At 69.9% G+C, this 24,321-nt stretch carries 30 protein-coding genes; 7 read left to right on the forward strand and 23 right to left on the reverse strand.

Annotation, left to right across the window (positions count from 1 at the left end; translation table 11 throughout):
- Positions 1 to 48 precede the first annotated feature (48 nt).
- From ASC46_RS09605 to ASC46_RS09660, 12 genes are read right to left on the reverse strand one after another with little or no spacing between them, the layout of a single operon-like run.
- Entirely contained in the window at positions 49 to 828 is a 780-nt protein-coding gene (locus ASC46_RS09605) for a glycoside hydrolase family 108 protein (RefSeq protein ID WP_055459096.1), read from the reverse strand.
- A 34-nt stretch (positions 829 to 862) separates the two neighbouring features.
- Positions 863 to 4,792 (reverse strand): baseplate multidomain protein megatron, encoded by a 3,930-nt coding sequence (locus tag ASC46_RS09610; RefSeq protein WP_055459097.1) that lies wholly within the window; start codon positions 4,790 to 4,792, stop codon positions 863 to 865.
- Positions 4,792 to 5,235: an NlpC/P60 family protein gene (locus ASC46_RS09615; protein WP_055459098.1), complete on the reverse strand. Its 444-nt coding sequence runs from the start codon at positions 5,233 to 5,235 to the stop codon at positions 4,792 to 4,794. Before ASC46_RS09615 ends, ASC46_RS09610 begins: the two co-directional genes overlap by 1 nt.
- Complete coding sequence (locus tag ASC46_RS09620; protein WP_055459099.1) at positions 5,232 to 6,125, reverse strand: DUF2163 domain-containing protein; 894 nt, start codon at positions 6,123 to 6,125, stop codon at positions 5,232 to 5,234. The genes ASC46_RS09615 and ASC46_RS09620 overlap by 4 nt, the downstream gene beginning before the upstream one ends.
- Before the next feature lie 22 nt (positions 6,126 to 6,147).
- Positions 6,148 to 6,789: a DUF2460 domain-containing protein gene (locus ASC46_RS09625; RefSeq protein ID WP_055459100.1), complete on the reverse strand. Its 642-nt coding sequence runs from the start codon at positions 6,787 to 6,789 to the stop codon at positions 6,148 to 6,150.
- Between the two features lie 10 nt (positions 6,790 to 6,799).
- Positions 6,800 to 7,372: a phage tail tape measure protein gene (locus ASC46_RS09630; protein WP_055459101.1), complete on the reverse strand. Its 573-nt coding sequence runs from the start codon at positions 7,370 to 7,372 to the stop codon at positions 6,800 to 6,802.
- A complete protein-coding gene (locus ASC46_RS09635) occupies positions 7,369 to 7,617 on the reverse strand; it encodes a rcc01693 family protein (RefSeq protein ID WP_019401027.1) in 249 nt (82 codons plus the stop codon). Before ASC46_RS09635 ends, ASC46_RS09630 begins: the two co-directional genes overlap by 4 nt.
- A complete protein-coding gene (locus ASC46_RS09640) occupies positions 7,614 to 7,946 on the reverse strand; it encodes a gene transfer agent family protein (protein ID WP_055459102.1) in 333 nt (110 codons plus the stop codon). The genes ASC46_RS09635 and ASC46_RS09640 overlap by 4 nt, the downstream gene beginning before the upstream one ends.
- A 7-nt stretch (positions 7,947 to 7,953) precedes the next feature.
- Complete coding sequence (locus ASC46_RS09645; protein WP_055459103.1) at positions 7,954 to 8,361, reverse strand: phage major tail protein, TP901-1 family; 408 nt, start codon at positions 8,359 to 8,361, stop codon at positions 7,954 to 7,956.
- 35 nt (positions 8,362 to 8,396) lie between these two features.
- Positions 8,397 to 8,813 (reverse strand): DUF3168 domain-containing protein, encoded by a 417-nt coding sequence (locus ASC46_RS09650; RefSeq protein WP_055459104.1) that lies wholly within the window; start codon positions 8,811 to 8,813, stop codon positions 8,397 to 8,399.
- Positions 8,810 to 9,145 (reverse strand): phage head closure protein, encoded by a 336-nt coding sequence (locus ASC46_RS09655; protein ID WP_055459105.1) that lies wholly within the window; start codon positions 9,143 to 9,145, stop codon positions 8,810 to 8,812. Before ASC46_RS09655 ends, ASC46_RS09650 begins: the two co-directional genes overlap by 4 nt.
- Before the next feature lies 1 nt (position 9,146).
- A complete protein-coding gene (locus ASC46_RS09660) occupies positions 9,147 to 9,701 on the reverse strand; it encodes a head-tail connector protein (protein ID WP_055459106.1) in 555 nt (184 codons plus the stop codon).
- A gap of 123 nt (positions 9,702 to 9,824) precedes the next feature.
- Here ASC46_RS09660 and ASC46_RS09665 point away from each other — a divergent pair, with 123 nt between their 5' ends.
- Positions 9,825 to 10,568 (forward strand): S1 family peptidase, encoded by a 744-nt coding sequence (locus ASC46_RS09665; RefSeq protein ID WP_055459107.1) that lies wholly within the window; start codon positions 9,825 to 9,827, stop codon positions 10,566 to 10,568.
- A 196-nt stretch (positions 10,569 to 10,764) separates the two neighbouring features.
- Here ASC46_RS09665 and ASC46_RS20830 read toward each other — a convergent pair whose 3' ends face one another.
- The 8 genes from ASC46_RS20830 to ASC46_RS09700 form a co-directional block, all read right to left on the reverse strand.
- Complete coding sequence (locus ASC46_RS20830) at positions 10,765 to 11,193, reverse strand: type II toxin-antitoxin system PemK/MazF family toxin (protein WP_072249476.1); 429 nt, start codon at positions 11,191 to 11,193, stop codon at positions 10,765 to 10,767.
- Between the two features lie 176 nt (positions 11,194 to 11,369).
- Positions 11,370 to 12,608: a phage major capsid protein gene (locus ASC46_RS09670; protein WP_055459108.1), complete on the reverse strand. Its 1,239-nt coding sequence runs from the start codon at positions 12,606 to 12,608 to the stop codon at positions 11,370 to 11,372.
- On the reverse strand, positions 12,605 to 13,165 hold the full coding sequence (locus tag ASC46_RS09675) for an HK97 family phage prohead protease (RefSeq protein WP_245280517.1): 561 nt from the start codon (positions 13,163 to 13,165) through the stop codon (positions 12,605 to 12,607). The genes ASC46_RS09670 and ASC46_RS09675 overlap by 4 nt, the downstream gene beginning before the upstream one ends.
- On the reverse strand, positions 13,162 to 13,341 hold the full coding sequence (locus ASC46_RS09680; RefSeq protein WP_055459109.1) for a hypothetical protein: 180 nt from the start codon (positions 13,339 to 13,341) through the stop codon (positions 13,162 to 13,164). Before ASC46_RS09680 ends, ASC46_RS09675 begins: the two co-directional genes overlap by 4 nt.
- Positions 13,338 to 13,529 (reverse strand): hypothetical protein, encoded by a 192-nt coding sequence (locus ASC46_RS09685; RefSeq protein WP_055459110.1) that lies wholly within the window; start codon positions 13,527 to 13,529, stop codon positions 13,338 to 13,340. The genes ASC46_RS09680 and ASC46_RS09685 overlap by 4 nt, the downstream gene beginning before the upstream one ends.
- A gap of 8 nt (positions 13,530 to 13,537) precedes the next feature.
- On the reverse strand, positions 13,538 to 14,749 hold the full coding sequence (locus ASC46_RS09690; RefSeq protein WP_096335350.1) for a phage portal protein: 1,212 nt from the start codon (positions 14,747 to 14,749) through the stop codon (positions 13,538 to 13,540).
- A gap of 22 nt (positions 14,750 to 14,771) precedes the next feature.
- Positions 14,772 to 16,040 carry a DNA-packaging protein gene (locus ASC46_RS09695; RefSeq protein WP_425349113.1) on the reverse strand — a complete coding sequence of 423 codons (1,269 nt, stop codon included), beginning with the start codon at positions 16,038 to 16,040 and terminating at the stop codon, positions 14,772 to 14,774.
- On the reverse strand, positions 16,012 to 16,398 hold the full coding sequence (locus ASC46_RS09700; RefSeq protein ID WP_055459112.1) for a hypothetical protein: 387 nt from the start codon (positions 16,396 to 16,398) through the stop codon (positions 16,012 to 16,014). The genes ASC46_RS09695 and ASC46_RS09700 overlap by 29 nt, the downstream gene beginning before the upstream one ends.
- A 444-nt stretch (positions 16,399 to 16,842) precedes the next feature.
- Here ASC46_RS09700 and ASC46_RS09705 point away from each other — a divergent pair, with 444 nt between their 5' ends.
- Positions 16,843 to 17,619: a L,D-transpeptidase gene (locus ASC46_RS09705; RefSeq protein ID WP_055459113.1), complete on the forward strand. Its 777-nt coding sequence runs from the start codon at positions 16,843 to 16,845 to the stop codon at positions 17,617 to 17,619.
- Positions 17,620 to 17,675: 56 nt separating this feature from the next.
- A complete protein-coding gene (locus tag ASC46_RS09710; protein ID WP_055459114.1) occupies positions 17,676 to 18,134 on the forward strand; it encodes a GFA family protein in 459 nt (152 codons plus the stop codon).
- A 57-nt stretch (positions 18,135 to 18,191) separates the two neighbouring features.
- Here the strand turns inward: ASC46_RS09710 and ASC46_RS09715 are convergent, their stop codons facing one another.
- On the reverse strand, positions 18,192 to 18,680 hold the full coding sequence (locus ASC46_RS09715; RefSeq protein WP_055459115.1) for a YcgN family cysteine cluster protein: 489 nt from the start codon (positions 18,678 to 18,680) through the stop codon (positions 18,192 to 18,194).
- 192 nt (positions 18,681 to 18,872) lie between these two features.
- Here ASC46_RS09715 and ASC46_RS09720 point away from each other — a divergent pair, with 192 nt between their 5' ends.
- From ASC46_RS09720 to ASC46_RS09730, 3 genes are all read left to right on the forward strand, one after another.
- Positions 18,873 to 21,053 (forward strand): transglycosylase domain-containing protein, encoded by a 2,181-nt coding sequence (locus tag ASC46_RS09720; protein ID WP_245280529.1) that lies wholly within the window; start codon positions 18,873 to 18,875, stop codon positions 21,051 to 21,053.
- A gap of 116 nt (positions 21,054 to 21,169) precedes the next feature.
- Positions 21,170 to 21,739, forward strand: a complete 570-nt coding sequence (locus ASC46_RS09725; RefSeq protein ID WP_055459117.1) for a DUF1214 domain-containing protein — start codon at positions 21,170 to 21,172, stop codon at positions 21,737 to 21,739.
- Entirely contained in the window at positions 21,736 to 22,296 is a 561-nt protein-coding gene (locus ASC46_RS09730; protein WP_141659674.1) for a DUF1254 domain-containing protein, read from the forward strand. Before ASC46_RS09725 ends, ASC46_RS09730 begins: the two co-directional genes overlap by 4 nt.
- Positions 22,297 to 22,412: 116 nt before the next feature.
- Here the strand turns inward: ASC46_RS09730 and ASC46_RS09735 are convergent, their stop codons facing one another.
- Positions 22,413 to 22,643 carry a hypothetical protein gene (locus tag ASC46_RS09735; protein WP_055459119.1) on the reverse strand — a complete coding sequence of 77 codons (231 nt, stop codon included), beginning with the start codon at positions 22,641 to 22,643 and terminating at the stop codon, positions 22,413 to 22,415.
- Positions 22,644 to 22,821: 178 nt separating this feature from the next.
- Here ASC46_RS09735 and ASC46_RS09740 point away from each other — a divergent pair, with 178 nt between their 5' ends.
- The gene (locus ASC46_RS09740) at positions 22,822 to 23,946 is read left to right on the forward strand and encodes a DUF2336 domain-containing protein (RefSeq protein WP_055459120.1); all 1,125 of its coding nucleotides are present in this window, start codon (positions 22,822 to 22,824) and stop codon (positions 23,944 to 23,946) included.
- A gap of 27 nt (positions 23,947 to 23,973) precedes the next feature.
- Here the strand turns inward: ASC46_RS09740 and ASC46_RS09745 are convergent, their stop codons facing one another.
- The gene (locus tag ASC46_RS09745) at positions 23,974 to 24,318 is read right to left on the reverse strand and encodes a DUF1491 family protein (RefSeq protein ID WP_055459368.1); all 345 of its coding nucleotides are present in this window, start codon (positions 24,316 to 24,318) and stop codon (positions 23,974 to 23,976) included.
- Between the last annotated feature and the right edge of the window lie 3 nt (positions 24,319 to 24,321).

The raw sequence follows: 24,321 nt of genomic DNA on the forward strand, positions 1-24,321 counted from the left end.
CCTGAATGCATGGCCGCCACGGACCGATCCGGCAGCGCCGGATCGGCCTCATCGTTCGAGGCGATTGGTTGCCATAACGCGGAAGACGGTGGACGCCACGAAGCTGACGCCGGCGACGATCTGAAGGAGCGCGTCGGTCAGCGCACCGGTGTCGACGCCATCCGTTTCAACTCCGAAGAGCGACAGGAGGATGGCAGCCATGCCGACGGCATTGGCCCAGACCGTGCGGCTCGTGAAGATCGATTTCGTATCGGACATGTCGCTTCCTTTCCTTGCTGGGTGACTGGGTATCGTGCCAGGCCCGACGTCGGCCTGCGTGGCAAGCCGCTTCGCCCGCTCCTCGACGCGCTCGACCCGGCGGCGCCAGCCGCGGCCGAAGACGTGGAAATGGCGCAGCCGCTCCAGAAAGCCGAGGCGCGCGGCGCAGTAGCGATCGATGAGAAGGTGCGGCACCTGCGCCTCGACCGCCGCGAGCGTCACCGGCCCGATGCGGCCGTCCACGGTGACGCCCGCTGCCTGCTGCAGCAGGCGGACAGCGCGGGCGGGGCCGGAGTTGACGGCGGTGTCGAAGACAGCGAGATCGATGCCGGCGGGCAGTTCGTCGGCGCGCACGGCGTGCCAGTAGTGCTCGCGGTAGATCACCGCCGCCTCGTGCCGGGTCAGCGCCATCACCTCGGCAATGGCGACATCACGGCCGCGCGCCCGTTTCAGCGCCGCCCGCGTGATGCCGAACTTGGTGGCGCCGCCGGGATCGAACGGATGGTTGACGTAGCCTCCCTCGAAGCCGAGGACGGCCTCGAGGGCTTCGTCGAAACTCGCGATGGCCATGGCCGTATCTCGCAAAAGGCGGTCCCGGGAAAGCTCAGCGCACGTCGATTTCGCCGCGCCGGGCAAAGCCGCGGCCGACGACGGCGCTGAGCTGGGCGACGGCGATATCGAGACGGTGCTGAGGACCGCCGAAGTCCGCCAGTTCCTGCTCCGCCGCGTAGAAGACACGCTGCTCGGCTGTGCGCAGTCGGCGCACGAGTTCGCCATCCCGGAACAGGTCGATCTCGTAGGCCTCAACATCCTCGCCGAGCGGCACCTCGACGAGTTCCCACCCGTCGCCGTTGGAGCGCGTGCGCCTGATGAAGGAGATCACGATACCCTCGGCCATGCGCCGCGCCTTCAGGTGCACCGGCGCGAAGGGCCGCAGCGCGAGATCGGTCGCCCCCGCGCCGAAGGCAGCATAGGCAGGATCGCCGTGATCGAGCGTTGCCGGGCCGGCGCGGTAGTAGGCAAAGCGGCCAATGTCATCGAGGCGGCTCGTCAGCGGCACGAGGGCACGATCGAGGAGCACGACCGTCGCGCCAGCAGGCACGGTCCTCGCCGCCAGAAGGTCGGAGCCGGCGAGCCCGCGCAGGAGACAGCCAATGCGGTACACATCGGCATCGATCAGTTCGACCTCGGCTGCGGCGATGATTTCCCAGGCACCATCCGGGCCGCGCACGGCCATGAGGTTCGCTCCGGACAGGGCCGCGCCTTCGCCGACGCTGGTGAGGACGCCCCCGCCGAGCCGCATGGTCAGCCGGTTCTGCCGGTCCCAGCGCCAGACCGGGCCGGCCGGCAGCGGGTCGATCGTCTCGCCGATGACGGCAGGAAGATCCGCCGCCAGGTGTGGCGCAAAGCTCGCTCCGTCGCTCGACCGCCAGACGGCCACCTGCCCCGGCCACGGATCGGCGACGGCGGCGAGATATTGCAGAACCGGCGGGTCCTGCATCGCCGCCGGCAGGTCGAGCACCACGACATGCGGTCGGCCGGGCAGCACCGGCGGCGGTTTTCCCGGCAAGGGCTGGAAGACGGCCGGCAGGGAGAAGACGGATGGCTCCAGCCTACGGGCCGCCGCGCGCCGGGCCGTGCCGTCTGTGAGCCTGGTGATCTGGTAGGTGCGCGGCGCCGGCGCCGTCGGCAGGGCGACGATATCACCGACTTCGAGGCCGGCGAGCCGCGGCGAGAGCGAGAACTCCGCGCTCTCGCGCCCCACCCACAGGTCCTGCAGCCAGACCTCGGCGAGGCGGGCCGCTTCGCTTGCGCGCGTGACCAGCGCCAAGTCCGCGCTCGCCTCGCGCTCACTTTCCCCGGCAAGCCGGCGCGACCGGGCGGCAGCACGGCGGAAGTCGCGCTCGCTGTCGCTATAACCAATACGCACCTCGCGCGGCAGTTCCGTCTCCTGCTGGCGGTGCAGGACGATGAGGGCGCCGTTCTCGTCCGGCACCAGATCGTCTTCCCCGAGGGTCGCCGCCACGCGACGCGCATGCATAGCGAAACGCAGCACGCCGCCGCTCGCCAGCGCATCGAACCCGAAGGCCTGCGCCAACGGCTCCAGCACCTGCCGGACCGCCATCGTCCGGTCGACGACATAGCCGTCGACCATGCCGTCGATGTCGAGCCGCTGTGGCAGATTGACGGAGAAGTCGCGCAAAACGGCGGCGACCAGCCTGTCGAGCGGCACGCTCTCCAACCGTCCCGTCAGCCAATGGCCGGTCTGCCAGTTGTGCCCGTCGGACCAAACGCCGGTGAGTTCGGGAAAGGCGGGGAAAGGCCGAGCGTCCCAGGCCCAGACGAAGGCATGGCCGGGCGCGACCATGGTGCCGCCGTAGACCGGCGAGAGCGGGTTGGCCTCTCCCGGCGCGCCATAGACGGCGAGCATCGCCTCGACCCCGCGGACCTGGATGAGGTCGTCGCGCCCGCCCGAGGAGAACGGCGGGCGCCCGCCGTCGATGGACTTCGGATCGGGAAAGACGTTCGGCGCATTGGTGCCCTTGTCGACGGCGGGCACGCCGAGCTCCGTCAGCCAGACGGGCTTGGCGCCCGGCTGCCAGGCGGTGCGGCCGGTCTCGACGCCGTTGACGCGCTCGACGTGTTCATTCGCCCACCAGCCGGCCAGATCCTTCTGCCGGAACAGCCACGGCTTGCCGTAGGCGCCGTCCGTGATGGGGCTGCGGCGCTGGGAGATGCGATCCGCCTCGCTCGCGTAATACCAGTCGTAGGCCTCGCCGGCGGTGAGCCGTCCGCGCAGGTAGTCGCGGTCATAGATGGCACGCGCCTCTCCCGCGTCGGCATGGTCGGTGCCGTCGCGCCAGTCGCTCAGCGGCGGGTAGAAATCGATGCCCACCGCGTCGATGGCGGGCGAGGCCCAGAGCGGATCGAGCGGGAAGCGCACCTCCCTGCCGTCGTCGCGCACATGGGCGCCGTATTCCGTCCAGTCCGCCGCATAGGTGATGGCGGTGCCCGGGCCGACGACCGCGCGCACCGCTTCGGCCAATGCGATCAGCGCGGATGTCGCCGGATAGTGGCCCGAGGCGGCGCTCAGCCGCGTCAGGCTCACGAGCTCCGAGCCGATGACGAAGCCTTTGACGCCGCCCGCCGCCACCGCGAGATGGGCATAATGCAGGATCTGCCGGCGCAGGGACCACTGCGGCGGCCCTTGGTAGGAGATGGCGTCTCCCGAACGGGCGAAATGCTGCGGCTGGGCATGGCCGAAGAAGGCCTCAACCTGTGCCGAGACGGCGGGACTGCCGTCCGGCGATCCCGGCCGGCCCGGGGCCGGGTGGCACGTGAGGCGCCCGCGCCAGGGATAGGCCGGTTGCCCGGCGGCGCCCGTCCAGGGATCGGGCAGGCCGTTGCCGGCCGGCACGTCCATCATGATGAACGGATAGAGCACGACCTCGAGACCGCGCGCCTTGAGGTGACGGATGAGGGCGATCACACTGTCGTCCGACGGCGTGCCGCCATAGGCCGGCCGGCCGTTCACATGGCTGACAAGACGCGCCGCCTCGCGCGTGAGCGAAGAGACCCGCCACGGGAGCTGGCCGCGCCCGTCCTCGGTCGCCTTGGCCGCCGTCTCGACGCGCGGCGCAATGGTGCAGGAGCCGACGCGCAGGTCGTCGCCGAACCAGCTGACGACGAGCGCGACGCGCTCGAGGTTGGGGCACAGCGCTGTCAGCATGTCGAGCGAGGCGACCACATCCACGCTGTTCATCAGCTGGTGGCGGTTCTCCGAGCGCGACGCGCCGAAGCCGAGCACCTGCGTGACATGGCCCGGCATGTAGCCGAACTCGCTCGCCGCCGGGATGAGGTTGACCGCCCGGATGGCGCTGCCGAGCCCCTCGACCGGCCGCACCACCTCGAAGGAGAATTGCGGAATGCGGTTGCCGTAGGCAGCGAGCGGCAGGTGGTCGAAGACGACATAGGCAAGGCCGCGGTAGGCGGGCGCGTTCGCCGCGCCTTCCTTGGCGATGATGAGCGGGTCGGGTGTCTGGCTCTCGCTGCCGCGGTGGACGCGCATGTTGACCCGCGCAAGGTCGATTTCCTTGCCGTCCGCCCAGGCGCGGCGAATGTAGGCGACAGGCCCCTCGCACAGGCCGATCGCGATATTGGCGTAGTAGCTGTAGGTCGTCTCGATCGTTGTCGTCTTCGGGGGCGACCCCTTGCCGCCGGACGAAGGGGTGCGCGTCACGGTGGTGACCGCCTCCTCCTTCAGGCGCGTCGCCCAGATGAGCTGCCCGCCGACGCGGGCCCGGCCGTAGACGCGGGGAATGGGCGCGCCTTCGGTCGAGGTGATGCCGTCGACATCCTGAAGGCGCGGCCCTTCCACCACACGCCGCGTGCCGCCGCCGGTGCGCGAGAGGAGCGCGCCGTCGATGGCGGCCCCGGCGAGGCCGCCGAGCGCCCGCCCGACCATGGCGCCGACGGGCCCGCCGACGAGCCCGCCCAGAGCGGCACCGGCAACCTGCAGGACGATCGTGGCCATCAGTCGGTCACTCCTGGAAAGCGGAAGGCGAAGGCGAGATGGCGCCGCCACCAGCCGCTCAGCGGCACCTCGGCGACGGCGGCGCCGTCATGGGCATGCACCATGCCCGCAGCATTCGTCATGATGGCCGCATGCTTGGCCGGCAGATGCGCGCGCCAGCGGAAGAGGAGGACATCGCCCGCGCCGGCATCCGCAGGGGCGATGCGGATGAAATGGCGCTCGCCGGCCTCGGCCATCATCTCGCGCAGGCCGGCCTCGGCCCAGTCGGGCGCATAAGGCGGCACCGCCTCGGGCTCTTGCCCCACCACCTCGCGCCAGACACCGCGCACGAGGCCGAGGCAGTCGCAGCCGATGCCCTTGAGCGATGCCTGGTGGCGGTAGGGCGTGCCGATCCAGCCGCGCGCCGCGGCGACGATGGCGGCCCGGGCGACGCCCCCGCTCATCGAAAGAAGCTCCCGCCGTCATGCCCCTCGCCCTCGCGCGGATAGGTGACGACGAAGTCGTTGCCCGGCATGTGGGGGAAACCCCGGAAGTTGACGGTGTTGGAGAAGCGGTCCCGGCAGGTGGCATGGCGCTTGTCGCAGCCCGCCGTCACCGTAAAGGCGTCGCCCTCGCCGATGGTCGCCGGCGCCGCGTGCCAGAGCGTCAGGAGATGCACCCCTTGGTCACGGCGATGGTGCTTGACCTCCACGGCGGCACCGGCGTTGGCGCCGCCCGTCCAGACCAGCCGCCCGCCGGTGAACCAGCCGTCGGCATGGTCGCCGAGGTCGCGCGCCTGCACCACGAGGCGCCCGTCCGTCGCCGTCACGGCGCCTTCGGCCCGGAAGGCCGGCAGGGTCAGGTCGACGCCGCAGCGGACATCGCCGAGATCGGCGGCGCAGGCGAGCGAATAGAGCCGCCCCTGGGGCTGATCGAGGCGATGCATGATGCCGCGCAGTTCGGCGAGAAAGGCATGGTCGGTGCGCTTGATCTCGCCGATCGAGGCGACGTCGACGAGGAGGCGCTGCGCCTCCGGATCGGCCCAGTTGACGAGCCAGGTCTCGACGGTGGCATCGTCATAGAGCCCGCCGACGATATCGGCCTCGGTCAGCGCCACCGCACTCAGCGCGCCGGCGACCTCGCTCGTCGCGACGGCAAAGCCGAGTTCCGCCGAGACTTCGGAGGGCTCGAGCCCGCTGCGCGCCGCGAAGGTGACACCGGCGAAGGCGAGATCGCGGTCGTGGTCCGTGAAGCCGAAGACGGCCCCGTCCCGGCGCAGCAGCTTCCAGCAATGGCAGAGCGTCGTCGCGCTCGCCGCAAGATGCTCGGCGAAGGCGGGGTCGATGTCGCGCATGGCAATGTCCTTGAAGGCCCTGTCACGGGACGATCTCGATCACCGGCAGCTGCGGGATGGCGCCGGCTGAGAAGGCCGCGAAATCCACCTCGAGCCGGTCGGTATCGAAGCGGACCGGAACGTCGAACAGATAGCCGGCCGTCACCGCCGTATCCGGCGCCGGAACGCTTCCCTCGGCGAAGGTGACGAGGCCCGTCGTTGCATCGCAGGTGAACTCGAGACCGGCCGTCAGTTCCTGTCCGTCGACGGCAATGCGGACGCTGCCGTCGACGGGTTTGGCGATGGGGCGCACATAGGGCGCATGGGCGCCGCCGTATTGTTTGACGAGCTGGAAGCTCGCCCTCTCCCCATCCCCGGTCCCGATCGCCTGGTCGGTCGGCGCAGGCTCCTGCGACGGCAGGCACGACTTGAAGTCGAGCCGGTCGCGCCAGCGGAAGCCGTAGAGCCGGCCGCGCCGCTCCTCGAAGAAGGCGACGGCCGCCGCCAGCGCGTCGAGCGTCTTGATGCCATAGCCGGCCTCGTAGCGCCGGCGCGCGTGGTGCCAGCGCGCATTGCGGCTCTCGCGTCCGGAGCCGAGGAGGACGATGTCCGTGCGCCGCTCCGGGCCGCCGCTGCTCGCGAGCGAGATGTCGACGGGGAACCTAACTTCGTGGAACGAGCTCATCGCTTCTCCCTCACAGCGCACGCTGGCCGCGCGCGACGGCACGGGCGAGCGCCGCGGACACCTGCGCTTCCGAGCGCCGGAAGCTCTCGGCATCGTTGGTGCTGATGTTGACGGTGACCTGCGCCACGGGTCCGCCCTGCGAACCGGCCGCGCGCACGCCGAGCCGGCCGTCCGGTCCGCGCGCCAGCGGCATGATCGCCTCGGCGCCGCGCTCGCCCATGAGGCCGAGCCCGCCGGCGAGCGGGAAATAGGTCGGTGCGGCGACGACGCCGCCCTGGGCGAAAGGCTGCACGAGACCGCGCGAGATCACGCCGCCCTTGGCAAAGGGCAAGGCGCTCGACAGGCCCGAGAACAGGGATTCGAGGCCGCTGCCCAGCGCGCTTTCCAGCGGTTTCGTGGCGGCTTTGAGGGCAATGTCGATGAGGCGCTGGCCGATGCTGCGCAGCACGTCCTCGAAGCGCCGGCCCTCGACGACGCTCGACGAGAAGGCCTTGACGAGCGCCGCGCCGAAGCTCGTCGCCAGCCGGTTGGCCTCGCGCAATTCGTCAAGGTCGATGCGCAGGTCCTGCGGATCACTCGTCATGGCGTTATGGCTCCCGTTGAGGCGGCCGTGTCGGGAAAGGCGCGCATCAGCGCGGCGAGATCCCGACGCGCCGGGGTGGCGCTGCGGCCGAGGCCGAGGGCACGCGCCGTCGCCGCGATCTCGCGCGGCGTCAGGCGCCAGAAGGCGTCCGGACCGAGCCGCAGAGCGCCGAAGCCGAAGGCCTGCACCTCGTCCCACGGAAAGGGCGAGGCGGCCGTGGCTTCAGGGCGCCCTGCGGCGGTCAAGGGTTTGGCGGCGTGGCCTCCCCGGGGCCGAAGGTGACGGCGAGCAGCCGGGCGATGATGGCGGCGAGGTTCTCAAGCCCCTGCCCGATCGGCAGGGCTGCGACCTCGCGGTCGCTCATCGCCCCGCCACCGCCGCGGATGGCGGCGCCGATGAGGCGGATCATGTCGCCGGCCGACAGGCGCCCGCGCGCGAAGCGCTCGCCGAGCCCGGCGAGATCCTCGACCCCGAAGGCGTCCTCCAGCTCGGCCAGCGCCCCGAGCGTCAGGCACAGCACGAAGGTCTCACCGCCGATCTCGGCCGTGATTTCGCCGCGTCTCAGATTGGCCATGGCCGCCTCACAGGGTTGAGAAGGCGAGCGCGCCGGCGGATTCGAGCGCGAGCTCGAAGGTGACCTCGCCGGCGTGGTCGCCGCGGTATTCGAGCGCGGTGACCTGGAAAGGCCCCTCGATCGTGCCGAAATCCGGCACCACGACCTGCCAGGGGCGGATGTCGTCGTCGAAGAAGAGCTCGCGGACATAGGCGTCGGACGCCTCGTCCTTGAAGATGCCGGAGCCGCTGATGCCGGCCCGGCGCACGCCGGCACCGGCGAGCAATTCGCGCCAGCGGCCTGCCGATTCCGCATGCGTGACGTCCACCGTCTCGGCGTTGAAGGCGATATGCCGGGCCCGGAGGCCCGCGACCGTGACGAAAGTGCCGCCGATGTCGAGCTTCAGCAGCAGGTCCTTGCCTTTCTGGGCACCCATGTCGTGTCCTCTCCGATTGGTCGATGGCACCGGCGTCACGGCGCCGGCAGGCGCTCCGTCACCGCCCTGAGGCGCAGCGTCACGCGCGAGCGGTCGGCGCGCTCGTCGCGGCGCGCCTCCGTCTCGACGGTGCGCAGGTTCACGAGCCGGTGGCCGTCGAGCGGCAGCGATATTTCGCTGAGCAGCGCGTCGATGCGCCCGGCGCTTTCGAGGGCGCTGCGTGCGCCGCCGGCACGAGCCCAGACGGTGAGCGTGATGTCGTGCTCCTCACCTCGATCGGTGCCGGTCGACCAGTCGCGCGCCTTCCAGGGACCGATGACGCAGTAGAGCCCGTCGAGTCCCCGCGGCGTCTCGTCGAAGATGCGCGCCCCTCCGAGGCGGGCGACGAGATCGGCGTCGCCGGTGAGGCGCGCGATCAGCGTCTCGCGGAGCGCGATGTGGGACGGCTTCACGGCGTCACCTCCTGCAGCGTGCACACGAGCCGGCGCCGGCGCCCGTCGGGGTCGACGGCCGACAGCACGGCGAAGGACCGCCCGCCGATGGCGAAGCGACAGGTGCCGTCGACATCGCCGCGCCAGCGCATCTCGGCCCGGAAGCGGGCGGCGAGATCGCGTCGGTCGGCGTGCTCGCGCTCGTCGCTGCCCGCCGTCACGCCATCCAGCGAGCACCACAGATGACCGGCCGGCTCGAAGGCGCGAACCACACCGCCGGTACCGTCCGGCGTCTCGCGTGGCCGCAGCAGCGCCGCACGGCGGCGCAGGCGGCCGAGGGGAAGGTCGGCCATGTCACAGCCTCATCCGGCGCCAGGGGGTGAGAAGGGCGACGACATCCGGCGGCAAGGGCGGCTTGCCCGCCGCCGGCGCATCGCCCCGGTTCTCGAACCAGTGGGCGGTCAGTAGGCGCACGGCCTGGCGCAGCGGCCCGGGCACATCGGCGGCGGCGCCATAGCCCAGCCGCACGTCGACCTCGACGGCGGCGGGCGAAGCTGCGAGCCAACCGAAAAGAAGGGCGTCGCGCTCGACGGCGGCGGCAGGCGCAACGATGCCGTCCGGCAAGGCGAGCGGGGCACCGCCCGCGTCGCGACCGTGCACGGCCAGCACGGCATCGACCGGGGCCATCGGCAGGCGCAGCACGCCGGCCCCGGGCCAGGCACCGAGCACGAAGCGCCAGGTCTGGGAGACGAGCGCGAGCCCGCTCACGGCCTCGACCGTCAGCCGCGCCGAAGTGACGAGCGCCGCGAGGAGCCCGTCCTCAGCCGTGTCGTCAAGGCGCAGGAAGGCCTTTGCCTCGTCGAGCGGCACCGGCTCCTCGGCCGGCGGCTGCAGCAGAATGGGTGTCATGGAAACCTCAAAACTGTATGCACCCCCTTGCGCCGGCCGGAGCCGCCGCTAAGGCTGGCGCAGCCAACGAAAGGACTGCTCGTGCAACGGCTCTTGCCCCGCGCCGCCCGACGGCTCGCCTGGATGACCTGCGTGTTCGCCGGCCTTCTGGTCTCCGCACGGATGCCGGCCGAAGCCGTCATCGGCGGGCGGGAGGATGCGGGACCGCTCGCTGACGCGAGCGTCATGGTGCTGAACGCGCGCGGCGGCGTGTGCAGCGGCATCGTGCTCGCGCCCGATGCGGTGCTGACCGCAGCCCATTGCGTGACGGGGGCCGACGCCTATCGCGTGCATTATCGCGACGAGGCCGGCGAGCCGGTGCTGATCGTGCCGCGGGAGGTCGTCGTCCATCCGCGCTACGACCGTGACGCCATCAAGGCCCGGCGGCAATCGGTCGATCTCGCCCTCGTGCGGCTGCCGGAGCCGCTGCCGGCCACGTTCGCGGCGGCGACCCTGTCGCGCGCGGCGGCGCCACGCGAGGGCGCCCGGATGACGCTCGGCGGCTGGGGCGTCGCCGCCGAGGGCGACCACCGCAGCACCGGCACCTTCCGCGCGCTCGACATGTCCGTCGTGGAGCCCTACGGGCCGGGGCGGATTCTCGTCTGGCTCGGCAACGGGCCGAAGCGCCGCGCCGGTGCCTGCGACGGCGATTCCGGCGGCCCCATCGCCGATGCCGCAGGGCGCGTGGTCGCCGTGACGGGCTTTGCCCGCGGCGAGGGCCGCGACCGCTGCGGGCTTATGACCCAGGGCACGCTCGTCGCGCCCGAGCGTGCCTTCATCGACGGTACGCTCAGGCACTGGGGACGCGAGGCCAACTGGGCCGAGTGAGGTAGCCAGTTTCGCAGGTCGCCGGGATGAGCCGTGATGCCTCTGCTTGCGGCCTGGAAAGGCAAAGCCCCGCCGTGATTAGCGGCGGGGCCTCAAGGTCGTGCAGCGAGCTTGTCATCGCCCGTTCGCACGACCGCCTCCGAAGAGGTCTTGAAAGCCTGATGCCATAGGCAGCGCAGGAACGATGTAAAGATGGCTACTCGGACCGCTTTGTCAATCCGGAAAGCCCGAGAGCGACAAGCACGCAGTGCTGAATTCTCGCCAGTTCCACCGGGGCAAGCACAGGCGTTAAGTATTTGCGTTTTCCGTATTGATCACGTCCCGTACGGACGAGCTCAAGCCTCTGGAAACCAACCGTATAGGGCATGTCGGCTTTCACCCAAGCGGTCGGTAAATCGAAGGGCGTCGGCAGGGGTGGCTCCATCCGAACTTCGCAATGATAGTCCTCGATGGGATCGGGCGGCGTCGTGCTTAGCGGCACCACGGAAACCAATCCGGTACGCCGTTTCAGCCGCGGGGAAATGACCACAACCGGCCGGCGTTTGACCATTTCAGGCTCGCGAAATCCACTATCGAAGTCGCAAATTAACACTGTACCCGGCTCAGGGTGAAACTTCAGCGGCAAGGCGCCCCTCGACGAATCGAATAAACTATCGCAGCCAGTATGGCTGAAGTCTCACGTTCAATACGAGACAGGTAAACCTCCTGTAACTTGCTCTTCGCCCGCCCCTCAGCTGCGCCGATGATCGGCCAGTTATGCCAAGCGAGGAAGCGGGCGATGCGCAAAACGCGCCTGTCCTCTTACGCCGAGAAGGTCAACAGCTTGATGGCGTCGAAATCCTGCACGCCGCCGCCGACACGCTTCGTCGTGTAGAAGAGCACGTAGGGCTTGGCGGAATAGGGATCGCGCAGCACGCGCACGCCGGCACGGTCGACGACGAGATAGCCGCGCCGGAAGTCGCCGAAGGCGACCGCCGCGGCATCGGCCGCGATGTCCGGCATGTCCTCGGCCTCGACGACGGGGAAGGACATGAGCGACGCCTGCTGGCCGGCACCGGCCGGCGGCTGCCAGAGATACCGGCCCTCCTCGTCCTTCATCTTGCGGATAACGCTCTGCGTCTTGCGGTTGAGCACGAAGGAGGCGTTCTGACGGTAGCCCGCCTTGAGCGCGTGGACGAGGTCGATGAGCACGTCGGCCGGCGCCTCTTCCCAGAAGGCACCGGCGACCCCGGTCGCGATGGTGCCGATACGGCCCCAGCTCCAGTTCTGGTTGGCGACGCGGTCGTAGGCGAGGAAGCCCTTCGGCTTGTTGATGCCGTCGCCGTTGACGAAGGCCGCCCCCTCCTGCTCGGCGAAGGCCGTCTCCACCTCCTCGGCGAGCCAGGCGTCGATGTCGACCACAGCGTCGTCGAGCAGCGTCTGTGTCGCGGCCGGCATGGCGTAGAGCTCCATGGCCGGGAAGGACTGCTCGGCGAGCGTCGGGCCGCTCGTCTGCGGCCGGGGCGCCTCTTCGCCCACCCAGCCGGTGGCCGGCCCCGCCGCGGCAACGGCGCGCTTGTAGGTGCCGGTCGAGATCACGCGCACCGAGGCGATGGCGCGGATGGGGGAGACGGCGGCGAGGCGGCGCAGCACCTCGCTTTCCACCTGCGCCGGCACGAGATAGCCGCCGTCGGGGCCGGAGCCGGCGCTGAGCGCCTTTTCCTCCAGTGCCTTGAGGCCTCCGGCCTCGCCGGTACGGACATAGGCATCGAAGGCGCTCTTGTGCTCGCCCACCAGGGGCGCCGTCGGCTCGCTCGTGCCGCCGAGCGGCGGCCGGCGTGCATCGAGGGCCAGCCGGTCGAGCCGGCTCCGGGCCTCATCGAGCGCCGCATCGATGCGGGCGAGTTTCTCTTCGACGAGCACGTCGACCGGGCGCCGGGTCTCCAGCGCGGCGAGGCGCTGGTCGTTGGTCTCCTTGAAAGCCTCGAAGGCGCGCGAGAAATCCTCGAAGGCCGCGCCGACATCGATGCCGAGCGCCTTCGTTTCCGGAGCGTTGTTCATGCAAGGGTCCTTTCGCTTGGATTGATGCGGCGTGCGGCATCCCGGACAAGGCGCGCGAGGCCGCCGGCATCGGCGCCCTGCGCCGCGGCCTTGTGGTGGGCGGGGCGCGCGATGACCCGCGCCCCCAGTTGCATGGGAAACGTGACGAGCGAGATCTCCCACAGGTCGAGCTCGAGGATGCGGCGCACGCGGCCGGGCGCATCGTTGACGGCCCGTCGTGTGCGGAAACCGATGGAAAGACCGTCGAGAGCGCCCTCCGCGATCAGGCTCGCAATCTCGCGGGCGCGGGCGACACCGGCATTGAGCCGTCCGCGCACGAAGAGCCCGTGCGCGTCCTCGCGCAGGGCCAGCCAAGTGCCGAGCGGCTGGGCGGCATCGTGCTGGAAGAGCATCCGGATGCCGCGTGCGCCGCGCCGGGCGAGGCTCGCCGCAAAGGCGCCGCGCTCGACCACGTCCCGGCCCAGATCCGGCACACCGAAGCGGCTCGCGTAACCCTCGAAGACCAGGGGGGCCTCGTCCGGCCGGGCGCCGCCCTGCACGATCACGCCGGCGCTCACGTGGCCGGTCCCGGTTGGGCAGGAGGCGCCGCGCCGCGGCGACGCGCGCCGTCGAGCCGCTCGAGCGCGCGGACGAACCCGGCGACCGCCTCCTTGAAACGTGCCTCCCCGGCGCGGGCCGTCACCCGCGGCTCGGCGCGCGGGCGGGCTGGGCCGTTCGATCGCTTGCGACTCATGGATCGTCTCCCGAATAGCGTCGGTTGAAGCGCGCGAGTTCGCGCACGAAATGGTCGAAGCGCCGGTTCGCCGCCGCGAGCTCGCGCAGCACGATGGCGAGCATGGCGGAGGCGCCGCTCGCCCACAGAAACAGCGCCAGATGGGCGAGGTCGCCGCGCGCGATGATGCTGTCCGTCACGGCGTCCATCGCAGGCCTCATTCGTTCTGGGGAAGGCGCTCGCGCCGCCCGTAGCCGACGGCCTCGCGCTTCTCGTCCTCGCTCAGGAAATCGGCGGAGGAGATGCGCCGCCACAGGGCCTCGCGCTCGCCCGCCAGGGCGTCGATGCGGTCGAGGTCGATCTCGAAGCGCAGTTCGCCGCCGAAGGCGGGGGCGAGCCAGTGCGCGACGCTCGCCGCCGCGCGCTGGGCGAGCGGGATGACCGTCTGGCGCCAGAAGGAGCGGTTGGCCTCGGCGAAATTCGCGTAGGTGTTGTCGCCGGGCAGGCCGAGCAGCATCGGCGGCACACCGAAGGCGAGCGCGATCTCCCGTGCTGCCGCCGCCTTGGCCTCCACGAAATCCATGTCCTTGGGCGACAGCGACAGCGGCCGCCAGTCGAGCCCGCCGTCGAGCAGCAATGGCCGGCCGGCATTGTCGCGCCCCTGGAACTGCTGCTCGAGCTCGCCCTTCAGGCGCTCGAACTGCGTGTCGGTGAGGCCGACACCGTCCGGCCCCTTGTAGACGAGGGCACCGGAGGGGCGGGCGGCATTGTCGAGCAGCGCCTTGTTCCAGGCGCTTGCGGCATTGTGGATGTCGACGGCCCCGGCCGCCGCCCCCATCGGCGAAAGGCCGTAGTGGTCGTCGACGGGATTGAACAGGCGCAGATGCAGCACGGGCTCGACGGGACTGCCCTCGCGGCGCGCCAGGCGCACCGTGCGTCCGCCCACCGTATAGTCATAGGCCGCGGGCCAGCCGTCGCCGCCGGGCACGACGCGCATGCGGTCGGGCCGCAGCACGTAGAGCTCCCGCGGCGCCTCACCGATGCACACCGCCTCCGCATAGGCATTGCCGGCGACGAGCAGGTGGCTGAACAGGCTCTCCAGGAACGAGCCGCCGTCCTCGCGCGGGTTCGGCCGCCGGACGAGATCAAGCAGCGGATGCCGCTCGGGTTCCTCGGCGCCATCGTGCAGGACCCACGGCACCGAGGCGGCGGCCTCCGCCACCAGCTTCACGCAGCGGTGCACGACGGGATTGCGCGAAAAGCCCTCGCGGGCGAGCGCCTCGAACTCGCGCGACGTCCAGACCGGCCGGCCGACGCCGTAGATCGCGAGAAGGGGCGCAACGCGCGAGGCTTTCGTTTCCGGGACGGCGTCGGCAAGGCGCGCGGGGGCGCGCCGCCGCGTCCAGCGGTCGATCCAGGCTGCCATCATGTCGTCTCTCGTCGGGTAACAGTCAGATGCGGCGCACGCGCGGCCCCGAGCCGCTGGCGCCGATGAGGGCGGTCGCCGCCCAGACCATCGCGTCGAGCCGGTCGGGCGAGCGCCCGCTCGTCAGGCCGCCCGGGCCGAAATCGGTCATCTCGTCCTCGAGCGCCGGAAAGGCGCCACAGAATTTCAGCCGTCCCTGCGCCGACAAGGCGGCGATGGGCTCGGCCCGCAGGTACTTGCCGCGCGTCGCCCTGACGCTGGTGACTGGAACTGTTGGATCGACGTCGCGCAGCACGGCGGCGGCCATCTCGCCGCCCTGGTTGACCTCGACGACGAGGGCGTCGGCCTCATGTCTATGATAGGCGGCGATGGCTGCTTCGGCCCAGGCGAGCGGCCTCGCGCGCAGCAGCGTCGCATCCTCCAGCACATAGATCGTCCGCGCGGCATCGCAGCCGGCGGCTACGATCCCGCAGGCATCTGCCCGCCGGCCGGACGAGGCCGGCGGATCGACAGCGACGACCACCCGTTCGAGGGGCGGCGTCGCATCGATGCGCGCAGCCTCGATCATGGCCCGCGACCAGAGGGCGTCCGCCCTCTCCTCAATAAGCTCGCCGTCAAGTTCCTGCCGTCCGAGGCGCGTACCGGCATAGCGGCCGACGACCGCCTCAAGGAAGGCAGGCGCCAGGTTCAGCGCATTGTCACGCGTCGCCGCGCGGGAGAGCGCCGTGCGCGCATCGCCCATCAGCCGCTTCAGGAGCGGCATGGCACGGGGCGTCGTGGTGACGACCTCGCGCGGGCGCGTCCCGAGGCGCAGGCCGAACTGCAGCATATCCCACGTCTCCTCGGCATGGCGCCATTTGCACAATTCGTCCGCCCAGGCCGCGGCGAACTGCGGACCGCGCAGTGCATCCGGGTCCTCCGCCGAGAAGACCATGGCCAACGCCCCGTTCGGCCATTCGAGCCGGCGGCGGGTGGGGATCCAGTGCGGTCGCTCGTCGCGCGGGTGCACGGCAAGCAGGCCGGAGACGCCCTCGACCATGACGTCGCGGACGTCGGCCATCGTCTCGCCGACGAGGGCGATCGGCGAGACGGATGCCCCGTTGCGGCCAAGGGCCTGCGCCCTCACCCATTCGGCGCCTGTGCGCGTCTTGCCCGCGCCGCGCCCGCCGAGCACCAGCCAGACCGTCCACTCGCCGGGCGGCGGCATCTGGTCCGGCCGGGCGAAGAAGGGCCAGTGATGCGCGATCCAGCGCAGCAGCGGCTCGTCACAACGGCTGAGCAGGGTCGGCAGCACCCCGCTCCTCGCGCAGTCGATCAAGCTTGCGCGCAAGCTCGCGTCGGAAATCGTCGAACTCGCGGAATGCAGCGCCATCCTCGTCCCTTTCCCGCCCGGCCGCCACGCCGCCGGGCTCGGCAGAGAATTCCGTCAGTTCGCGCAGGGTGCGGGCCAGCGTCGCCAGTGCCCGGGCGTCGCGCTCGGCCCCGGCGGCGTCGCCGCGCACCGTCTTCGCTCGCGCCTCGATCTCGCGCACCTGCCGCTCGGCAGCGCGCCACAGCCGTGCCACAAGCGTCGAGCGCCGCCTCGTCTCGCCGGTACGGCGGCTTCTGCCGGCGCTCCTCCGGCCGGCAGCGTCATCATCATCTGTCGTCATGCAGGTTCGGCCTCCGCGACGATGCTCGACCGCCCCCCGGAGGGCAGCGAAGCGGCATCGGCGATGGGAAAGGAATGAACCGCCCGGAGGAGCGCCGTCGGGCGCAGAACCGGAGCATGCTTGAACACTATCCTATCACCGCGCGCAAGTCAATGATTAAATTCCTATCAAGCAATCGCGCGTTCACGTTCGGGTGAATCCACGATGGTTTGGACTTGCGCGACGAGCGCGCCGCAAGGTTCGGTCAATGCGCGACGTTCAAAGGTCATCAGCGCTCGGTGCAATGTCGCGGCATTCGGTGAGGGGCATGGTTCGAGCCGCCACGGCCTGGAACTTTCCCGCGGCGTGGGCCATTCATCATCCCGGCCGGGCCTCCACCCGGCCCCATTGTCGGCATTTTCACGTTCGATACGAACCGAAAGCAATGATCGAGGTGACAATCACATGCATTCCATCAGCCGCCGCTCGTTCCTGATCGGCGCGCCCGCAGCGCTGGCCGCCTGCACGACGACGGCTCCGCCCCCCGTCGCTCAAGGGCCCCGCATCGACCCGATGTACTTCGACATGTACGACGAGATCACCACCGAGCCTTATTCGGTTCCGGCGGTCGACCTCACGCAGATCGACCCCATCTTCCTGCGCCAGGTGGTGCCCTTCGCCGGCCCTCAGGAGGCCGGGACGATCGTCGTCGATCCCTATCGCCACTTCCTCTACCTCGTGATGGAAGGCGGACAGGCCATGCGCTACGGCGTCGGCGTGGGACGCGAGGGCTTCGGCTGGAGCGGCAATGCCACCATCCGCCGCAAGGCCGCCTGGCCGACCTGGACCCCGCCCGCCTCGATGATTCGCCGTCAGCCGGAACTCGCCGAATGGGCCAGCGGCATGCCCGGCGGCATGGACAACCCCCTCGGCGCGCGCGCCCTCTATCTCTATCAGGGGGACCGCGACACGCTCTACCGCATCCACGGCACCAACGAGCCGTGGTCGATCGGCCAGTCCGTATCGAGCGGCTGCATCCGTCTCATCAACCAGGATATCATCGATCTGCACCGCCGCGTCCCTATCGGCACGCGCGTCACGGTGCTTGGCTCGGGCAGCCCACGGGTGGCATCGCACGACGCTGTGGCGCCCTTCCCCGGCGACGATGGCGTCAACCCCGACCTCGCCGTCACCGACCTTCCCGAGATCGACGGCCAGGCGCAGATCGCCGTCTGGCGTTGAAGCCGCAGCAAGGTGGCTCGGTAGGCTATACTGGTCGCCCACATCGGGAGATTGCCATGAAACCGATTCCGTTGCCGCTTTCCGGATCGTGCCGCTGTGGGCGCGTGGAAGTCCGCTTGACGAAGCCGCCGCTCGCAACCAGCGCCTGCCACTGTCGGGGCTGCCAGAAGATGTCGTCCTCGGCCTATTCCCTGACGGCAATCATGCCTGCCGACGGCTTCGCGGTAACGAAGGGCGATCCGGTGATCGGCGGCCTGCACGGGCCCGATGTCCACCATTATTTCTGCGGCCACTGCATGACGTGGATGTTCACGAAGCCGGAGGGCATGGACTGGTTCGTCAACGTGCGGCCGACGCTGTTCGACGATACCAGCTGGTTCCGGCCGTTCATGGAAACCTACACATCGGCGAAGCTGCCGTTCGCGGAGACGGGCGCCGTGGAGAGCTTCGAGACCTTCCCGGAAATGGACCGGTATCAAGGGCTGGTGAAGGCCTATGCGGAATGGGCGTCGTGAGGAGGGTCGCAAGCCTTCATGCCGCCTGATTTCCGCGCCGGTCAAGGCGACTTTCCATCATGAGCGCGGCCCGGACCCACGGGCCGCCCTGGGTACGCGCATCGGCCACGTCACGATATGATCGACCATGTCGTCGAGGCTGACGTCGTCCTCGCTGGCCGAGACGCGGCCGCGCACGGAGACGCCGGCCAAGTGCACCGTCTCCGGATCGCCCGAGACGAGCGGATGCCACCAGTAGAGATCCCGGCCTTCGCGCACCAGCCGATAGGCGCAGGTCGGCGGTAGCCAAGTGAGCGTGCGCACCACCTCCGGCGTCAGGCGCACGCAATCGGCGACGATGCCCTGGCGCTCGGGGTAGTTGCGGCATCGGCAGCTCTCACCGTCGAGCAGCGTGCAACCGACATCGGTGAAGAGAATCTTGCCGCTGTCCTCGTCCTCCAGCTTGACGAGGCAGCAGCGGCCACAGCCGTCACACAGGCTCTCCCATTCGCCGGCCGTCATCTCCTCGAGCGTCTTGAGGCGCCAGAACGGCGTGTCGTCCTTCATGCCTGTCCGGCCGGCCTCTGGCCGCCCCTTTCGTTGTCCTGAATGTGCGAATGCACCTTTTGCTTTAGCCTCCGTCGCGCAATACGATTAGCGCTACTATCAGCAGCATGGGGCGCCCGATCGGCGCCTCCCATCTGCGTCCGGACTTAAGAGTAGACGATCGTGGCATTCTTCGGCGAGACGACGCTTCTGATGCGCATCAAGCGCGCCGCGCTCGCCGTCGATTCGTGGATCGACGCTTCCCTTTACACCGCCGGCCAGCGCGCGGGCGAGGCATGGGTGAATTTTTCCGGCCTCTTCGACCGTTTCGCCGTGCGAGGCGGCTGGCGCCTTGCGTTCGAAGGGGCCAGCGAGGCCGTGAACATCGGCACGGCCGGTTGCGTCGTCATGCTGGCGCTCGCCATACCCGCCTTCCGCGAGACGAGCGAGGACTGGCTTAAGCAGCAGGAGCTCGCCGTCACATTCCTCGACCGCTACGGCAACGAAATCGGAAAGCGAGGCATCCTGCACGACGATTCCCTGAAGCTCGAGGAATTGCCCGACCACCTCATCAAGGCGGTGCTGGCCACAGAAGACCGGCGCTTCTACAGCCATTTCGGCATCGACGTCATCGGCACCATGCGCGCCCTGTCGGCGAACGCCCGCGCCTCCGGCGTGGTGCAGGGCGGCTCGTCCATCACGCAGCAGTTGGCCAAGAACCTCTTCCTCAACAACGAGCGCTCCATCGAGCGCAAGGTCAAGGAAGCCTTCCTCGCCGTCTGGCTCGAGACGCACCTCACCAAGAACGAGATCCTCAAGCTCTATCTCGACCGGGCCTACATGGGCGGCGGCACATTCGGCGTCGCGGCGGCGGCCGAATTCTACTTCGGCAAGAATGTCAAGGACATCAGCATTGCCGAAGCCGCGATGCTGGCGGGCCTCTTCAAGGCGCCTACGCGCTTTGCGCCACACGTCAACCTCCCGGCGGCACGCGCCCGCGCCAACGACGTGCTCGCCAACATGGTGGAAGCCGGTTTCATCTCGGAAGGCCAGATGCTGTCGGCGCGGCGCAATCCGGCGACCCCCGTCGACCGGCAGCGCGACCTCAGTCCCGACTACTACCTCGACTGGGCTTTCGGCGAAGTGCAGAAGATGGCGCGCGACGGCCTGTTCGGCCATGAGCGCGTGCTCACCGTCAAGACGCCGCTCGACCCGGCCATCCAGAAGCGCGCGGAAGAAGCCCTGGAAAACGGCCTGCGCCAGCACGGCAAGACCTATGGCGCGAAGCAGGGCGCCATCGTCGTGCTCGACCCGGATGGCGCCGCCCGCGCCATGGTCGGTGGCCGGGACTACGGCACAAGCCAGTTCAACCGGGCGACGGATGCCCTCCGCCAGCCCGGGTCCGCCTTCAAGCCCTTCGTCTACACCGCGGCGCTCGCCGCGGGGCTCTACAAGCCGAACAGCACGGTCGTCGACGCGCCGGTGTGCATCGGCAACTGGTGCCCCAACAATTACACCCGCTCCTATGCCGGGGCGATGCCGCTCACTTCGGCCCTGGCGCGCTCGATCAACACCATCCCGGTGCGCATGTCGCTGGCGCTCGGCAAGGGCAATGCCAAGGCCGGGCGCGCCAAGATCATCGAGATGTGCCGGGCCATGGGGCTGACGACCGAGCTGAAGGATACGACCTCCCTGCCGATCGGCGCCGCCGAGGTAACGGTCCTCGACATGGCGGCCGGCTATGCGGTCCTCGCCAATGGCGGCCGACGCGCCCGGCCCTATCCCGCGCTCGACGTGCGCAACAACCATGGCGAGACGATCTGGCGTCACGATGCCAATGCGAAGCCGGCCGAGCAGGTGGTGGCGACATCCGTCGTGGCGGACATGAACTTCATGCTGAACAAGGTGGTGGAGGCCGGCACCGGCCGCCGCGCGATCATCGAGGGCGTGCAGGCCGCGGGCAAGACCGGCACGACCAACGCCTATCGCGACGCCTGGTTCGTCGGCTACACTCGCCGCCTCGTCACGGCCGTCTGGTTCGGCAACGACGACTACACGTCGACCAACCGAATGACGGGGGGCACGCTGCCGGCAATGACCTGGCACGAAGTCATGGCCTTCGCGCATCAGGGAACCGAAACCGGCCCGCTGCCCGGCCTCGAAGGAACGGCGGGCGCGGTCGCCCAGGCTGGCGACAACCGCGACGCGGATGCCGCGCAGTCGAGCGGCGGCAATCTCTCGCGCCGCTCCTTCGAGGTCATCGAGAGCATCGGCAACCTCCTGCGCCGGCCGGCACGTCCCGACCGGCAGGCCACAGGCGGGGGGAACGGATACCCCGCCCAGATCGCCCAGGACGGCGTGCGGGCGCTCGGCGGCCGCATCGCGTTGCCCTGAGAGCCGCGGTGATCACCCGAGCCGATGCCGGAAAGGCCCCTGCGAGGCGGTTGACGAGGAGCCGTTCCACGGGCTGGTATGCGCACCTCTTCGCCGTCCCTCACGCTACGAGACCCGTGCCCGCCATCCTCTGCATCCTCGTCGCTTTCGCGATCGGCGCGCTGACCGGCGTCACGAGCGCGGACTGGGCGACATCTGGCCGCCCGCCGCTGGGCGCCCTGACGATCGGCTCCTGGGTCACGTGGCCCGCCCTCGGCGGGCGCGACGTCGACCCCTATGCTCGGGCGATCACGGTCCGCTCGGGAACGCTGCCGCTCGGTGCCGGCGAGGGCCTTGAGTTTCTCGCCGCACGGGACGATGCGGGACGCCCTCTGCAGGCCTCTTGCAGTTACACGGTCGCCGGCGCCATGCCGGCCGCCCGCGCCTGGACGCTGACCGTCTACGATACCGCCGGCAAGGCATATGGCGAGCGCGCCGGCTTCACGTCGGCAGAGGTGCTGCGGGCGCCAAACGGCGAAGCGCAGATCGTGCTTTCGCGCCGCGCATCTCCGGGCAACTGGCTGCCGCTGCCGGCCATCGGACGCTTCGTCCTCGCCCTGAGGCTCTATGACTCTCCCCAGTCGGCCGATGCAGCGGCCATCGAGCCGGCAACCATGCCGCGCATTATCCGCGGGGATTGCTCGTGAGGCGCCTGGCCGGCTCCCTCGGGATCGCGCTCGCGGCCGGGCTCCTGCTCGGCGGCATGACCCATCTGGCGATCATCCTCGCCATGCCGACGCTGGCAGGCAACAGCGCGTTCGACCGCCATGCCGCCGCCCTGGCACCCGGTGAGACCCGGCTGCTCGCCGCCCAGCAGAACGAGACGGCTGTGCCCTTTGCCGATCCTGCAATGGCAATGGCGGTGTGCGCGTTCGATATCAGCGACGCGCCCTTACGCGTGGAGGCGCCGATGCCCGAGGGCTTCGGCTCGCTCTCCGTCCATGGCCGCGACGGCACCGTTCTTTATTCCGTGACGGACCGCACAGCGGTCGACGGGGTCGTGACCCTCATCGTCATGACGCGCCAGCAGCACGACGAGGCACTGGCCAGAGGGCGGGGCGATGACGCCGGCTCGGAACTGCGCTTTGTCTCGCCGCGAGTGCAGGGGCTGGTGCTGGTGCGAGCGCTCGCCGCCTATCCGAGCGGCCTGCCCGAGGCGCGCGAGCGCGCGGCGGCGATGGAATGCCTGAGCGAGTCGGACTAGACCCGAATCCGATCGGGTTGGGCCAACCTGATCGGTCGATCCGTCTCTGAACGCCAAGAAACAGACCGTTCTGCGGATCGGATTGCACAGCAACGTGATCCGAACGGGCTTACGACTCAAGATCCGCGAACGAGACTGCGCCCGGCCCGCTGCGAGCGACCCGTCGTCGCACCGCCGCCGGAGCGGCCCGCCGGGTCGGCATCGTCGCTGCCCCAGCGGCTGTAGCGCACACCCGTGAACAGCAGGACGGTACCGCACTCCTCAGGCGGAGCCGGAGCCCGTTCGAGGCGGCGCGCCATCGGAAAGGCGACGAGGTTGTCTCCACTGTGGCCGGCGATGTCGCTCATTTCGCCCTCCAGGCCGGTTCGAGGATCCCTACGCCGACATCCTCGGCATTAAGCCTTCGTCAAGGTTAACAAATCGTTGACACGTCTCGTGTGGCAACCGGGCCCGCGATGGTTAACCCGACGCTAAGCAGCAGGCTGCCATTATCGAACGCCGCGTTCACCGTTTTGTTTCACGCTCATGGATAAGGCTTCGCTGCGCGATCGTGACCTGTCGGGCCTGGCCGATCTCGCCGGCTCCGGCGCGGCCGAGGCGCGCCCAACATTGCTGCGTGTTCGTACACGGCTGTTTCTCGACGCTGCCTCCTATTCGCGAGACGACATCGCGACCTTCACCACCCTGGCATGCGGCCTCGTCCCCCTCGTCGACGCCGACACCCGCGCCTTCGTGGCACAGGCGCTCGCCGGTCATCCGGCTGCGCCGGCAGCGGTGCTTGAAGCGCTCCTGCGCAGCGGCGGCGATGCGGCGGCAGCCGTCATCGCGGCGATGCCCACACTGCCGGAACGGTGGCGCGAAGAGGTGCTGGCGTCGGGAGACCGGCAGCTTCTCGCCGCGCTGGCGACGCGCGCCGACCTGCCAACCGCCGTGGTCCGGGACCTTGCCGCCCGGAGCGACGAAGCGATCATGCTGGCCATCGCGCGCAACAGCGCCACGCCTCTGCCCGACGCCGTCATCCGGGACCTGACCATCCGGGCGCGCCGGCACGTCCCGCTCGCCCGCGCCCTGCTCGCGCGGCCCGATCTGCCGGCAATGGACGCAGCCTCGCTTCTGCCCTTGGCTCCAGTCCGCCAGCGCAAGGCCATTCTCACACGGCTCGCCGAACAGGCGCGTGTCGCGCCACGCCGTACCCGCCCCGCAGGCTCGGCCGTGACCCGGGCGCTCATCGATCACGCCGCCGACCGCGACAGGCTCGGGTTCGGCGTTCTCATCGCGAGAGCCATCGGGCTTGATGCGGAAGGAGCCGCGCGGGTACTGACGGACCCGACCGGCGAGCTTCTGGCGCTGGCTCTCATCGTCGCCGGTCTGACGCCGGACGAGGCAGTGCGCATCTTCCTCACCCTGGAGCCCGCCATCGCCCGTTCGGTGGAAACGGTCTTCACCCTGACGGAGCGTGTTCGCACCACCGACGCCGAAACCGCCCTCCTCGCGCTCGAGGCGTGCCTCGGCAAGCGCCTCGACCGCGCCGGCGGCCGCGGCGCAGGCCATGTGCCGGCGATGGCGCCGTCGCGATCACCGGAGCGCGCGGCGGCAGACGCCTCGCCGTCTGTGAAGGGCGAAAGGGAATCGGTGCGCCGGCAGGGCTGACCGCCCGCGCGTCGCCCGGCGAATGCCTCAGACTTCGACGACGTTGAGGAAATGGCGCCCGGCCCGATCCTCGACCTCGACCACCCACAGGTCGGGATCGAAGGAGATCTCGCGCTGCAGCTTCTCCTCCGCCGCCAGCGCCGGAATGTCGCCCTTGAGCGGCAACTCGACGAAGAGCCGGTCCGCGCCCTTGTCCTCGACGGCATATTGCGGCGCCGGTCCGAAGAGCCGCACCGAGCCGTCGAGCGAATCGAGCTTGATGAAGATGGCGCCGGCCTCCTCCGCACCGCGCCGGCGCAGATAGGCGAAGGCCCCCTCGATGCGGCAGCGGCGCATATAGGCCGAAACCCAGATGTCGCTGCGTAGCCGCACGCC

It is taken from the genome of Chelatococcus sambhunathii (assembly GCF_001418005.1).
Lineage (GTDB): Bacteria > Pseudomonadota > Alphaproteobacteria > Rhizobiales > Beijerinckiaceae > Chelatococcus_A > Chelatococcus_A sambhunathii.